At 67.8% G+C, this 13,447-nt stretch carries 10 protein-coding genes, 1 pseudogene and 1 riboswitch; of the genes and pseudogenes, 6 read left to right on the top strand and 5 right to left on the bottom strand.

Annotated features, from left to right (window positions below; translation table 11 throughout):
* Together ACP2AH_RS18165 and ACP2AH_RS18160 are read left to right on the top strand one after the other, a co-directional pair.
* Positions 1-993, top strand: a pseudogene (locus ACP2AH_RS18165) (electron transfer flavoprotein-ubiquinone oxidoreductase); the annotation flags it as partial.
* Positions 994-1,002: 9 nt separating this feature from the next.
* Positions 1,003-2,034: a hypothetical protein gene (locus tag ACP2AH_RS18160; protein WP_425107097.1), complete on the top strand. Its 1,032-nt coding sequence runs from the start codon at positions 1,003-1,005 to the stop codon at positions 2,032-2,034.
* A gap of 23 nt (positions 2,035-2,057) precedes the next feature.
* Here the strand turns inward: ACP2AH_RS18160 and ACP2AH_RS18155 are convergent, their stop codons facing one another.
* Together ACP2AH_RS18155 and ACP2AH_RS18150 are read right to left on the bottom strand one after the other, a co-directional pair.
* Positions 2,058-2,519 carry a hypothetical protein gene (locus ACP2AH_RS18155; protein WP_421696806.1) on the bottom strand — a complete coding sequence of 154 codons (462 nt, stop codon included), beginning with the start codon at positions 2,517-2,519 and terminating at the stop codon, positions 2,058-2,060.
* A 101-nt stretch (positions 2,520-2,620) separates the two neighbouring features.
* Positions 2,621-4,039 carry a DUF1254 domain-containing protein gene (locus ACP2AH_RS18150; RefSeq protein ID WP_425107096.1) on the bottom strand — a complete coding sequence of 473 codons (1,419 nt, stop codon included), beginning with the start codon at positions 4,037-4,039 and terminating at the stop codon, positions 2,621-2,623.
* Between the two features lie 194 nt (positions 4,040-4,233).
* On the opposite strand from ACP2AH_RS18150, the gene phnC reads away from it, so the two are divergent.
* The 4 genes from phnC (at position 4,234) to ACP2AH_RS18130 (ending at position 9,156) form a co-directional block, all read left to right on the top strand.
* On the top strand, positions 4,234-5,076 hold the full coding sequence (gene phnC / locus ACP2AH_RS18145; protein ID WP_425107095.1) for a phosphonate ABC transporter ATP-binding protein: 843 nt from the start codon (positions 4,234-4,236) through the stop codon (positions 5,074-5,076).
* A gap of 14 nt (positions 5,077-5,090) precedes the next feature.
* The gene (phnD, locus tag ACP2AH_RS18140; protein ID WP_425107094.1) at positions 5,091-6,095 is read left to right on the top strand and encodes a phosphonate ABC transporter substrate-binding protein; all 1,005 of its coding nucleotides are present in this window, start codon (positions 5,091-5,093) and stop codon (positions 6,093-6,095) included.
* A 171-nt stretch (positions 6,096-6,266) separates the two neighbouring features.
* Positions 6,267-7,091, top strand: a complete 825-nt coding sequence (gene phnE, locus ACP2AH_RS18135) for a phosphonate ABC transporter, permease protein PhnE (protein WP_425107093.1) — start codon at positions 6,267-6,269, stop codon at positions 7,089-7,091.
* A gap of 310 nt (positions 7,092-7,401) precedes the next feature.
* Positions 7,402-9,156, top strand: coding sequence for an ABC transporter ATP-binding protein/permease (locus ACP2AH_RS18130; RefSeq protein ID WP_425107092.1), 1,755 nt, complete (start codon positions 7,402-7,404; stop codon positions 9,154-9,156).
* A gap of 4 nt (positions 9,157-9,160) precedes the next feature.
* Here ACP2AH_RS18130 and clcA read toward each other — a convergent pair whose 3' ends face one another.
* The 3 genes from clcA to ACP2AH_RS18115 all read right to left on the bottom strand — a co-directional run bounded on the left by clcA (position 9,161) and on the right by ACP2AH_RS18115 (position 13,255).
* Entirely contained in the window at positions 9,161-10,462 is a 1,302-nt protein-coding gene (clcA, locus tag ACP2AH_RS18125) for a H(+)/Cl(-) exchange transporter ClcA (RefSeq protein ID WP_425107091.1), read from the bottom strand.
* A gap of 122 nt (positions 10,463-10,584) precedes the next feature.
* On the bottom strand, positions 10,585-11,535 hold the full coding sequence (locus tag ACP2AH_RS18120; protein ID WP_425107090.1) for an ABC transporter substrate-binding protein: 951 nt from the start codon (positions 11,533-11,535) through the stop codon (positions 10,585-10,587).
* A gap of 87 nt (positions 11,536-11,622) precedes the next feature.
* A riboswitch (TPP riboswitch) is annotated at positions 11,623-11,719 on the bottom strand.
* A 348-nt stretch (positions 11,720-12,067) separates the two neighbouring features.
* Complete coding sequence (locus tag ACP2AH_RS18115; RefSeq protein ID WP_425107089.1) at positions 12,068-13,255, bottom strand: winged helix-turn-helix domain-containing protein; 1,188 nt, start codon at positions 13,253-13,255, stop codon at positions 12,068-12,070.
* Positions 13,256-13,447: the final 192 nt, after the last annotated feature.

Below are 13,447 nucleotides of genomic sequence, written 5' to 3'. Positions count from 1 at the left end.
TGCCGGCGGACAAGCACCGGCCGGGGCTGGTGCAGCATTCCTTCGGCTGGCCGCTCGACAACGCCACCGGCGGCGGCTCCTTCCTCTACCATATGGAGGACCGGCAGGTGATGGTGGGCTTCGTCGTCCACCTCAACTACGCCAACCCTTATCTCTCGCCCTTCGAGGAGTTCCAGCGCTTCAAGACGCACCCGCTGGTGCGCGAGACGCTGGAGGGCGGCAAGCGGATTTCCTATGGCGCCCGCGCCATCACCGAGGGCGGCTATCAATCGGTGCCCAAGCTGGTGTTCCCCGGCGGGGCGCTGATCGGCTGCGCCGCCGGCTTCGTCAATGTGCCGCGCATCAAGGGCAGCCACAACGCCGTGCATTCCGGCATGCTCGCCGCCGAAGCGGTGGTGAAGGCGCTCGGAGAGGGGCGCCAGCATGACGAACTCGCGGGCTATGAGGCCGGCTGGCGCCAATCCGCCATCGGGCGCGATTTGTGGAAGGTGCGCAACGCCAAGCCGCTGTGGTCGAAGCTCGGCACCGCCATCGGCATCGCGCTGGGCGGGGTCGATATGTGGCTGAACACGCTGCTCGGCGTCTCGCCCTTCGGCACGCTCGGCCATGGCAAGCCGGATTCGGCGACGCTGGTGCCGGCCGTCGCAGGCGAAGCGGATCGACTACCCCAAGCCGGACGGCGTCGTTTCCTTCGACCGGCTGTCCTCGGTGTTCCTGTCCAACACCAATCACGAGGAAGACCAGCCGATCCACCTCAAAGTCGCCGACATGGCGGTGCAGAAAGCCTCCGAGCACGATGTCTATGCCGGGCCTTCGGCGCGCTACTGCCCGGCGGGCGTCTATGAATGGGTGGAGGAGGGTGCGGGGGCGCGCTACGTGATCAACGCGCAGAACTGCGTCCACTGCAAGACCTGCGACATCAAGGACCCGAACCGCAACATCACCTGGGTGGCGCCGGAAGGCGGCGGCGGGCCGAACTATCCCAATATGTGAGGAACGACCATGCGGAGCCGTGTTCTCGCCGCCCTGGCGATCGGGGCCAGCCTGTTGATGGGGGCCGGCCTGCCGGCGCGGGCGCAGGAGAAGCCCGACTACGCGCCCTACCGGGAAGGGCTGTTCCTGCGCTACCTCAACGCCGAGCCGGGCGAGATCGACGGCGTGCCGCGCATCGGCCTCTCCTTCGGCGGCCGGCCGCTGCGGGCGGTGATCGATTCCGGCTCCACCGGCATCGTGGTGGCGTCCTCCTTCGTGCCGGGCTTCGAGACCATGCCGTCGCTGGGGCCGGCCAAGCTGACCTATTCCAGCTCCGGCCGGGTGATGCTGGGCCAGTGGGTGGTGATGCCGGTCACGCTTTCCGGCCGGGAGGGCGCGAGCGTCACCACCGATCCGCTGCCGGTGCTTGTGGTCACCGAGGTGCAGTGCCTCGACTATGCCCGTGTCTGCCAACCCACCACCTCGCCGCGCAACATCGCCATGGTCGGCGTCGGCTTCGCGCGTGAGGGCGACAGCCAGAGCCAGAGCACGCCGGACAAGAACCCGCTGCTGCATGTCACCGGCGGCGACCGGCGGCAGGGTTATATCCTCTCGCCCGAGGGCGTGCATGTGGGGCTCACCGCCGCCAATACGCGCGGCGCCTTCCGCTATGTGAAGCTCGCCCGCCGGCCCGATGGCACGGACTGGGCGCCGCTGCCCGCCTGCATTTCACTGAACGGCACCACCCCGCCGGCCTGCGGCACGGTGCTGGTCGATACCGGCGTCTCGGTGATGTACATGACCGTGCCGGAAGCGCAGGCGCAGGGGGCGCAAGGCACGCTGCCCCCGGGCACGCAGGTCGCCATCAGCATCGGCACGGAAGAGAGCGCCTTCCCGCTCTACAGCTTCAGCGCCGGCGATGGCGGGCCGGTGACGCCGAGCGCCATCCATCTGCGGGTGGCGGCGGACCGCACCTTCGTCAACACCAGCTACCACCTCTTGAACGGCTTCGACGTGCTGTTCGACGGCGAGGGCGGCTATGTAGGCTTTCGGCCGCGCTGAGGCGCGGCCCGGTCACTGCACCTTCAGAACAGGCTGAACAGGAACACGGCCAGCAGGATGGCGGCGGCCCAGAGGTCGGTCACCATGGCGACATTCTCGTGCATGGTGCGGTGCGGGCGCATCAGGTGATTGATGCCGGCGAGGCCGAGGAACAGCCCGCCGATAAAGGCCACCGGCAGCGCCCAGATCGAGAACAGGATCGACAGCAGACCGGCGAGGCCGAGGGAGACATTGGCAAAGCCGAGTTCCTGCACCACCACATGCGCGCCCGGCGCGTCGACGCCGAGAATGCCCTTGAGGGTGAAGCCGGGCTTGAGGATCTGCGACAGGCCCGCAAGCAGCAGCCGCACGCCCACCGCCCAGAAGGCGAACCATTTGGTGGCGATGACGATGAAGGCGCCGAGCCCGGTGATGTTGGGGTACTCGGCCGCGATGCTCATCAGCGGCGCCACAACCATCGTCACCGCGACCAACACGTAATACATGCGCCCATTCCCCCGTATGGCGGAAGAGCCTTCTCCCGCATCCCCGTTCCCCGGCGGCAGTTGGAGCCGGGGAACGGGGCGCTGTCAATCGCGGGCGGCGTTCATGGCGTGCCGAGCGGCAGCACCGCGCCGGCACGCGTGACCGCGGGCGGATTCCAGCGTCCGGTCAGTGCGTCGGTGCGCGGGGCGTAGAGGCGCATGGTGAGGTTGAACGGACCCTTCGGTGCCGGCAGCCAGTTCGATTCGCGGTCCGCTCCGGGGCTGTCGGGCTGGATGTAGAGCACCAGCGTGCCGTCCGGCTCGGTCTTCAGCGGCATCCAGCTCGACAGGGCGAAACGGTCGAGCGGGTTGGCAACCTGATAGCCGGCCGCGTCATAGAGCGTGACCGACCAGAACGCATCCGCCGGCGGAAGCTGACCGTGCGGGAAGCGCAGCGTGTAGCGGTGCGTCCCGTCCAGCGGGTGCCCGCCGGCATCGACGAAGTTGAGCGGGTAGATGGCGTCTTCCGGCAGGTTCGCGCCGAGGCCCTGCTGCGCGATGATGGCGCGCTTGAGGTAGTAATTGCCATACACGCCCATCGTGTCGACATTCATGCTCCAGCCGTTCACCACATCGGCGAGCGTCGGCACTTTCCACGCCATCAGTTCCTGTGCACGGGAGGGAGCGGCGTCGATGGCGGCCTTCACCGTCGGCGACTGCGCGCTCGCGTCGAAGGAGGCACCGGGCACGAGGCCGAGGCGCTTCATCTGGGCGACGATCGGCTGGTCGGTGAGATGCGGCGGGTGCAGCTTCAACAGCTCGGCCGCCTTGGCGAAGAAGGCGGGGCCGCTCATGCCGTCCACCTGCAGCTTGGGCGGGGTCTTCACATCGATGGCGGGGTCGATCTTCTGCACTGGCGGCGGCTCCGGCGCGCGGCCCCAGGCGGCGAGCGGGGTGACGCGAAACCCGGCCTGCACCTTGTGCACGGCGGCGTAGTCGGCCGGCCCGTCGGTCTTGGTGCGGCCGATGATCCAGACATAGGGCGTCGGCGCGGCGATGCGGGTGAGGCCGGCGGGCACCTCGCCGGTCCAGCCGGGCGGGGTGACGAGATAGTCGGCCGCCGCCGTGCCGGTGGTGCGCCAACCCGGCGAGGCGAACACGTCGGTCCACATATCCAGCATCGGCAGCAGGTAGTAGCGGCCCTGCGTGTCGGGGGCCGAGATCACCAACGGCCCGGCGGAGAGGTCGAGCCAGGCGGAGGAATAGAGCGTATCGAAATTGGGCCGCACCACCGTCTTCATCTCGGCGGTGGGAAAGCCCGGTACATTGACGAACACGTTCATCGGCCCGCCGAGGCCGGAGGACGGCGGCAGGTTGATGAGCTGCTGGCGCGTCACCTCCATGGTGACGAGCGGGTAGAGATAGATATAGGCGTCGCGCGCTATCGTCGCTTCATCCGGGCCTTCGCTGGCGCGGGCCGGGGGGGCAGCCACCAGAAACGCGGCCGTCAGCGCGGCGGCGAGCCTTCCAATCGCTTTCATTGCTTCCTCCTCGCAGCGCCTTGGCGGCGCTTGGCGGCGTTATTGTACCGCAGAGGCTGCGCGCCGTTTTGAGGCGGCGCAAGGCCCTGCCGCAACGGGATGGGGGCTGTCATGAAACTGTAATCGCGGTTTCATCCACCCGTCACCGGGGGCGACTACCCCAAGCCGGTCTTCAACAGGCCGGCGGAGCTCCGATGGCGGCAGCCCTTCAACTCGACCGAGTGAGCAAGACCTACGGGCAGATGCGTGCGGTGGAGAATGTCTCGCTCACCATTCAGCCCGGCGAGCGTGTCGCCCTCATCGGCGCCTCGGGCTCCGGCAAGTCGACGCTGATCCGTCTCGCTTCCGGCCTCATCCTGGCCGACCGCAACGGCGCCGGTTCCGGTGCCGTGCATTCCTTCGGCGTCAAGGTGCAGGAAGGCGGCAAGCTCAGCGGCGAGGTGCGCAGCGCCCGCCGCCATATCGGCCTCGTCTTCCAGCAATTCGCGCTGTCCGGCCGGCTTTCCGTGCTGACCAATGTTCTGGTCGGCGCGCTCGGGCGGATGAACGCGCTGCGCGGCACGCTCGGCCTGTTCAATGCCGATGAGCGCCGCACCGCCTATGCCGCGCTCGCCGAGGTCGGCATCGCCCAGCACGCCGCCAAGCGCGCCCGCGAGCTGTCCGGTGGCCAGCAGCAGCGCGTCGCCATCGCCCGCGCGCTGGTGCAGGGCGCCAAGCTGGTGCTTGCCGACGAGCCCATCGCCTCGCTCGACCCCAAGAGCGCCAAGCGGGTGATGGACACGCTGGTGACGATGAGCCGCGACCACGGCATCGCGCTGGTCGTCTCGCTGCATCAGGTGGACTACGCCACCGCCTATTTCGACCGCGTCGTGGCGATGAACGCCGGCAAGGTCGTGTTCGATGGGCCCGCCTCGCAGATCAACGCGGCCTTTTTGACCGAACTCTACGGCGCCAGCGCCGAGGAGCTGATCCTGCCCAGCCAGTTCGTGGTGCCGGCGCCCGCCGATGCCGCCCCCCAAACCCAGACCGTTTCCTGACAGGAGCAACCCCCATGAAGCGTCTCATCGCCGCCGGCCTCGCGCTGGCCGCTCTCGCGAGCACCCCGGTTCGCGCCGAAGAGATCAAGGAGCTGAACTTCGGCTTCATCTCCACCGAGTCCTCGGCCAACCTCGCCAAGAGCTTCGAGCCCCTGCTCAAGGACATGGAAAAGGCCATCGGCATTCCGGTGAAGCCGTTCTTCGTCGGTGACTATGCCGGCGTGATCGAAGGCATGCGCTTCAAGAAGGTCGATATCGGCTGGTTCGGCAACAAGTCGGCGATGGAAGCGGTGGACCGCGCCAATGGCGAAGTGTTCGTGAAGACCGCCAAGCCGGACGGTTCCTCGGGCTATTACGCCCTCATCGTCACCAATGCCGACCGCAAGGACCTGAACGAGCTCAAGGACGTGCTCGACTGCTCGAAGGGCTTCAACTTCGGCAATGGCGACCCGAACTCCACCTCGGGCTTCCTGGTCCCCAGCTACTACGTCTTCGCGCTCAACAATGTCGATCCGAACAAGTGCTACAAGCGCGTCGTGGCCGGCAACCATGAAGCGAACCTGCTCTCGGTCGCCAACAAGCAGGTCGACTTCGCCACCAACAACACCGAAAACATCACCCGCCTGCAGCTGACCCGTCCGGAAGAAGCCGCCAAGATCAAGGAAATCTGGCGCTCGCCGCTGATCGCCGGCGATCCGATCGTGTGGCGCAAGGACCTGCCGAACGATCTCAAGGCGAAGATCTACTACTTCTTCATGAGCTATGGCCGCCTCGGCACCGACGAGGAAGTCGCCCACGCCCGCGAAGTCCTCGCCAAGACCTCCGACGGCTGGGGTCCGTTCCTCGCTTCCTCCGACGCCCAGCTGCTGCCGATCCGTCAGCTCGAGCTGTTCAAGGCCAAGGTGAAGCTGCAGAACGACGACAAGCTCTCGGCCGACGAGAAGGCGAAGAAGATCAGCGAGATCGACGCCAAGCTCGCCGCGCTGGTGGAAGAGCAGAAGAAGTTCCCCGCCATGTGAGTGTGGCCCGTATCCCCTCATGGCCGGGCTTGACCCGGCCATCCCGATGCCGGGGCTGAACCCCTCGGCTTCTGGGTGCCCGGGTCGAGCCCGGGCATGAGGAGGGACGGGTCGTGAAACGTCTTATCCCCGGCATAAGGCCGGGGATTTTCACCCGGGGAACTCCGCCACATGTTTGCCGCCGCCGACGCCGCCCACCGCACCGCCACGCGCACCATGCCCGCCCCGCCGGTGACCCCGCTGGCCACCCGCCTGTTCCGTCTCGCGGTCGCGGCGCTCACCATCGTGGTGCTGGTTGCCGCCTGGTACGAGGCGGAGATGAACCCGGCGCAGCTCTGGCGCGATGCCGGCAACATGGCGACGCTCGGCGCCGACTTCCTGCGCCCCGATTTCACCGATTGGGATGTCTATGCCAACGCCATGCTGGAAACGCTGGCGATCGCCATCTGGGGCACGCTGCTCGCCGTCATCGCCGGCATTCCGCTCGGCATCCTCTCGGCGGAGAATGTCGCCCCGCACTGGCTGGCCTTCATCATCCGCCGGCTGATGGACGCCTGCCGCGCCATCAACGAACTCGTCTTCGCGCTGATCTTCATCGCCGCCGTCGGCCTCGGCCCCTTCGCCGGCGTGCTGGCGCTGTTCATCCACACCACCGGCGTCGTCGCCAAGCTGTTCTCCGAGGCGGTGGAGGCCATCGACCCCGCGCCGGTGGAGGGCATTCGCGGCACGGGCGGCACCTGGCTGCAGGAGATCATCTATGGCGTGCTGCCGCAGGTGCTGCCGCTGTGGATTTCCTATGCGCTGTACCGCTTCGAATCCAATGTTCGCTCCGCCACCGTGCTCGGCATTGTCGGCGGCGGCGGCATCGGCATGACCTTTAACGAGACCATGCGCGGCTTCCTTTATTCGCAGGCCTCGGCGATCCTGATCATCGTCATCATCACCGTGACGGTGCTCGACATGGTGAGCCAGCGCATCCGCAAGAAGTTCATCTGACCCGGCGCCTCCGGGCACTGCAACCCATCAAAAGCGCGGGCGCCCGGCGTCCGCGCTTTTGCCGTTTCGCACGCTAGAGTGCGATCCGAGCAGATTGAATCAATCTGCTCGGTAAATCGCCCTCTGACTCCAAGATAGAGAACGCGTTATCCGATCAGCTTGCGATGCAAGCTGATCGGCGCGTGCTCTAGGGGCGGCGGTACCCCTGCATGGTGCGCAAGCTCTCCAATCGGTAATGTGGCGGACACGGTCCCGCCAGCTTCGCCCGGCGTAGATGAGCGGATCGCGACCTCTGCCCGGAGTAGCCCCCTTGCGCGCCATTCGTTCCCTGCTCGCCGATGTCTGGCGGCTCTCCATCCCCTATTTCCGCGGCGAGGACCGCTGGCGCGGCGGCGCGCTGCTGGCGGCGATCATCGCGCTGGAGGTCGGCTGGGTCTATGTGATCGTGCTGATCAACGAGTGGAACGCGGTGTTCTACAACGCGATCCAGGAAAAGAACTACCCCGCCTTTGTCCACCAGCTCTGGATCTTCGCGCTCTATGCGGCGGTGGCCATCGCGGTGGCGGTGTACCAGATCTATCTGCGCCAGTGGCTGCAGATACGCTGGCGCACCTGGATGACGGAGAAATACCTCACCGCCTGGCTGGCGGACGAGACCCATTACCGCATGCGGCTGAAGGGTGATGAGGCGGACAACCCCGACCAGCGTATCGCCGAAGACATCAGCTCCTATGTCACCCAGACGCTCAGCCTGTTCCTCGGCGTGCTGAACGCGGTGATGACGCTCGCCTCCTTCGCCGTCATCCTGTGGGGGCTTTCCGGCGATTTCTCCTTCAACCTGTTCGGCGCCGACTGGAGAATTCCCGGCTATCTCGTCTGGGCCGCCTTCGCCTATGCGGCGCTCGGCACCTATCTCACCCATCTCATCGGCCGGGTGCTGATCAAGCTGAACTACGACCAGCAACGTTATGAGGCGAATTACCGCGTCGATCTGGTGCGGGTGCGGGAGAATGGCGAGCAGATCGCGCTGATGCAGGGCGGTCCGGTGGAGCGCACCCGCCTGCTCTCCCGCTTCGGCCATGTCGTGCATAATTACTGGGGCATCATGATCGCGCAGAAGCGGCTGACCTGGTTCACGTCAGGCTATGGCCAGCTCTCGGTCATCTTCCCCTTCATCGTCGTCGCCCCGGCCTATTTCACCGGCGCGATCCAGCTCGGCCAGCTGATGCAGACCTCTTCCGCCTTCGGCCAGGTGCAGGGCTCGTTCTCCTTCTTCATCAACGCCTATACGACGCTGGCGGAGTGGAAATCGGTGGTCGATCGGCTCGTCGGCTTTGAGCGCTCGGTGCAGGAGACGCAGGCCGAGGCGCTGCGCAGCGATTTCCGTCGTGTGCCGGCGCACGGGCCGGCACCGCTGTCGGCGCAGGCCATGGAGGTGCGGCTGCCGGACGGGCGGGCGCTCTTGGAAGTGGCGGCGCTGGATCTCGCGCGCGGCGAGCGGGTGCTGCTCACCGGCCCTTCGGGCAGTGGCAAGAGCACGCTCTTGCGCGCCATCGCCGGCATCTGGCCGTACGGCCATGGCGAGGTGGCGGTGGCGCCCGGCGCACGGGTGCTGACCCTGCCGCAGCGACCCTATCTCCCCTTCGGCACGCTGCGCGGCGCGCTCGCCTATCCGGACCCGCTGGAGAACTATGACGACGAGCGGCTGCGCGAGGCGCTCGAAGCGGTGGGCCTGCCGGCACTCGCCGCGCGGCTTGACGAGAGCGGGCCGTGGGCCTCGATCCTCTCCGGCGGCGAGCAGCAGCGTGTCGCCGTCGCCCGGGCGCTGCTGGTGGAACCGGACGTGCTGCTGCTCGACGAGGCGACCTCGGCGCTGGACGAGGCGAGCGAGGCGGCGCTCTACCGCCTGCTGCGGGCGCGGCTGCCGCAGACCGCGCTGCTCTCCATCGGCCACCGCTCGACGCTGATCGAGCAGCATGAGCGCCAGCTGGTGCTGACCCGCGAGGGCGAAGGGCCGGCGCGGCTGACCGATCTGCCGCCGGCACCGGCACCGGCGGCGGCGTGAGCGATCAGCGCGAGGCGGCGGCGCGGGCCTCCGCCTCGATGGCGAGGGTGCGCTCCAGCAGGATCTCGTAGATCGGCCGCCCGCCCAGCGCCAGAAACACCATATGGGCGAAGATGGCGGTGATCATGACCGGCACCAGCACCGCATAGGCGCTGGTGAGTTCCAGCACCAGCACCATGCCGACCAGCGGCGCGCCGATGGTGGCGGCGAACAGCCCGCCCATGGCGGCGATGGCGAAGGTGGTGTGCGCGAGGTCCGGCAGGGTGAAGAACAGGTCCAGCGTGGTGCCGTAGCACAGGCCGATGGTGGTCGCCAAAGCGAGGATCGGCGCGAAGATGCCGCCGGCGACGCCGGTGGAATAGCTCGCCATGGTCATGACGAAGCGCAGCAGCACCACGAACACCAGCATGGCCAGCGGCAGGTTCTCGCGGGTCAGCTGCACCGCCAGCAACTCCCCGCCCTGCGTCGCCTCCGGCCGCACGAACATCAGCACGCCGACGGTGAGGCCGACAAAGGCCGGGAAGATGTAGAAGGAGCTGCGCTGGCCGAGCCGGCGCACATGGTCGAGCGACCACACCAGCGTGCGGTTGAACACGAAGCCGGCGCCGCCGAGGATCACCCCCAGCACCGCGAAGGCGGGCAGCCAGACATAGGGGATGGTGGCGGCTTCCAGCAGCATGTAGGGCCGGCTGCCGGTGAGAAATTCGGTGACGATGGCGCTGGCGATGGAGGCCAGCACCACCGCGATATAGGAGCGCGAGGAATAGGGGAACTGCCGGCGCGTTTCCTCGATGACGAACAGCACCGCGGCGAGCGGCGCGTTGAAGGCGGCGGCAAGGCCGGCCGCGCCACCGGCGGCGAGCAGGGCGCGCATGTCCTCGCCCGACCATTTCATCAGGTCGGAGGCCGCCTTGGCGACTGAGGCGCCGATATGGATGGTCGGCCCCTCGCGCCCCAGCACCATGCCGGAAGAAAGTGAGAGCATGCCGGCGACGAACTTCACCGGCAGCACGCGACGCCAGCGCACCTCGCGCAGCCCTTCCATCGCGCCTTCGATCTCCGGCACGCCGGAGCCGCTGGCCTCCGGGGCGAAGGTGCGCACCAGCCAGAGCGAGACCAGCGTCATGGCGGCGGCGACCAGCGCGGCGGCGGCATAGAGCGGCAGGCCGTCGAGGCCGAGCCCGGTGTCGAGATAGGACGGCCAGGCGGCGGTGAGCTTTTCGACGCCGACATGAAAGGCCGAGCCGAGAACGCCGACGACCGCGCCCACGCCGATCGCCACGAGGTGATACGCCAGATTGCCCATGCCCGCCCTTCCGCGTCTCAACGGCCCCCGCATCGGTTAGCATCGCTGGGCGGCGACCGGAAGGCATGATGCGGGCGTCATGACCGGGGCGCGCCCGGCCATGACGGTGGGACGCCTCCGCCTCAGGGCAGAGCGGGGGTGTAGACGCTGGCCGGCTCGACCGTGTCGATCAGGCCATGGCTCTTCATGAATTCGCCGAAGCGGACATAGCGGCCCTCGTCCCGCGCCGCCGGCGCATGGGCGAAGCGGCGCAGCGTGTCGGTCCAGGCGGTGCGGTTCAGCTCGTCGTCGAGCTTGGGATTGGCCTTGACGAACACGCCCCAGGCCTCCTCGGGGTGGTTGAGGATGTAGATCGTCGCCTCCTCCACCGCCGCGAGGAAACGCTTGAGCCGCGGATCGGCGATCTTGTCCTTGTGGGTGACATAGATCAGCTCGTCGAAGACCGGCACACCATGCTCCTCGGGGAAGAAGGCGACGCCTTCCTTGCCCTCCAGCCGGATCTGGGTCAGCTCGAAATTGCGGTAGGCGCCGATCACCGCGTCGACCTTGCCGGCGACCAGCGCGGGGGAGAGGGCGAAATTGACGTTGATCATGGTCACGTCTGAGGGCTTCAGCCCCGCGCTCGCCAGCATGGTGCCGAGCAGCGCGTCCTCCAGCCCGGCGACGGAATAGCCGACCGTCTTGCCCTTGAGGTCGGCGAGCGACTTCACCGGGCCGTCCTTCAGCGCCACCAGCGCGGTGAGCGGGGTGGAAATGAGCGTGCCGAAGCGCACCAGCGGCAGGCCTTCCTTCACCTGCAGATAGAGGCTCGGCTGGTAGCTCACCGCGACATCCGCCTGGCCGGCGGCGACGAGGCGCGGCGGGGCGGCGGGATCGGCCGGGGCGACCAGCTCGACATCGAGGTCATGAGCTTTGAACAGCCCCTTTTCCTGCGCGATGATCAGCGGCGCGTGGTCGGGGTTCACATACCAGTCGAGCAGCACGGTGAGCTTGTCCGCCGCCGCGGCGGGCGCCAGCGAGAGCGACAGAGCGAGAATGAGGCCGCCGGTGCGGGCGGCGAGGTTCTTGAACATGGATCTCCTCCCAGTTGGAGACCCGGCGCGAGCTTTCGGGGGAAATCCGGCGCGGGAGTCACGCACCGCGTGAGGCCCCGCCGTCGCTCCGTCCCTTCGCCGGCATGACCCGGATCAGGTTCAAAGGGTCTGGCGGCTGCCATCTCAGCCCCTTGGCCTTTCGGCCGGCGGGACACCCCTCGGACGCGGGAAGGCTAGCAGAGCCGCCGGGCAGGGGCAAATGGGGGCGACATCACCGCTCCCTCATGCCCGGGCTTGACCCGGGCACCCAGTGACGGAGGCGCGGTGAAAGGTCTGGGTCCCCGGGTCAAGCCCTGGGATGAGGAGGAGCGAGGTGGGCACCCAGTGGCCGGGGCTGCGACAAGAAAGCTCTTGCGGTCGGTCACCGTCATCCTGAGGTGCCCGGCCGCAGGCCGGGCCTCGAAGGATGCCCATGGCGTGGGTGCATAACGAACCATCCTTCGAGGCTCGCTGCGCTCGCACCTCAGGATGACGCTGCACTTGATTGTGTCCGGGGAAAAGGAGGGGCGTCTCACTCGCCCCGCCAGCCCTCGGCATAGACGATGCGTTCCACCCCGGCGAAGCGGGCGTGGCGGGTGAGTTCTGCATCGAGTGCGTCGAGCCGCCCGGCGGAGGCGCGCACGCCCGGCTCCAGCCACAGCCGGCGCACATCGAGCGTGCCGGCCTTGCGGTCCGCCTTCATGTCGAGGCGCCCGACCATCCGGTCGCCTTCCAGGATCGGGAAGACGTAATAGCCATAGACGCGCTTTTCCGCCGGCACGAACACCTCGATGCGGTAGGAGAAGCCGAACAGCCGTTCCGCCCGGGCGCGGTCGCGCAGCAGCGGGTCGAACGGGCTCAGCACCCGCAGCCGCGCCGGCGGTGTCGGCAGCGAGGCGAACAGGGCGGCGCTGCCGGCGAAGGCGTGCGAGGCGCGGGGCTTGCCGTCCACCCCCTCGATCAGCACCGGCTCCAGCCGGTCGCGGTTCGTCTCCACCCATTCTTTCGCCTCGGCCGGCGTGACGAGGTCCCAGAAGGCGGCGATCTCGCCATGGGTGGCGAAGCCCAGCCGTTCCAGCGCCGACGCGCAGGCCCAGTCGATGAACGCGGCCTCATCGACCTCGGCGTCGCGATGCCGGGCCGGAATGACCCGCTCGGTGAGGTCATAGACCTTCTGGAAGCCCTCGCGCCCGGCAATGGCCAGCGCGCCGGTGCGCCAGTGATATTCCAGCGCGGTCTTCTCCGGGTGCCAGTTCCACCAGCCGCCGGGCGGGCGCTTCTCGGCCTCGAAGTGCCGCGCCATCAGCGGCCCTTCGCGGCGCACCCGTTCCAGCACATGGTCGACATAGGTCTCGAAGCCGTTCTCATGCCAAGAGCGCCAGCGTTCGGCGAGCGTTGCTTTCGCGCGGGCGAAGCGGTGCTTCCAATAGGGGAAGAAGGTGCTGGGGATGATGGCCGCGTCATGCGTCCAGTGCTCGAACAGCGCGTGGTCCTTCTCCAGCAGCGCCGTGAGATGCTCGCGCCTGTAGCTCGGGTTGCGGGCGAACAGAATGTGATGGTGCGCCCGCTCCACCGTGGCGATGCTGTCCACCTGCACGAAGCCGATGGCCTCGATCAGCTCCAGCAGCCCGGCCTTGCTCAGCGCCCCGCGCGGACGGCTGAGGCCCTGGGTGGCGAGGAAGACGCGGCGGGCATCGCTATTGGAGAGGCGAATCGTCATGGCTAGATCTTAGGACGCGGCGGGCGACGGGAACAGATGGAGTACGAAACGCGCGCGCTCGTGAGCCGGCGGCCGTTGCGGGACGCGGCGGCGCAAACTAAAAAGGTCGGCAACTGCACGCGGAGCGCGGTGCAGGCCGAGAGTGCCCGCCAGGCGGTCTCGGTGAACCGCGCGCGTGCACGTAAGCGTTAA

The sequence above is a fragment of the Ancylobacter sp. genome (genome assembly GCF_965249975.1).
Taxonomy (GTDB): domain Bacteria; phylum Pseudomonadota; class Alphaproteobacteria; order Rhizobiales; family Xanthobacteraceae; genus Ancylobacter.
The sequence above is the reverse complement of the archived record's forward strand: the minus strand, read 5'-3'. Positions and strand labels throughout refer to the sequence as shown.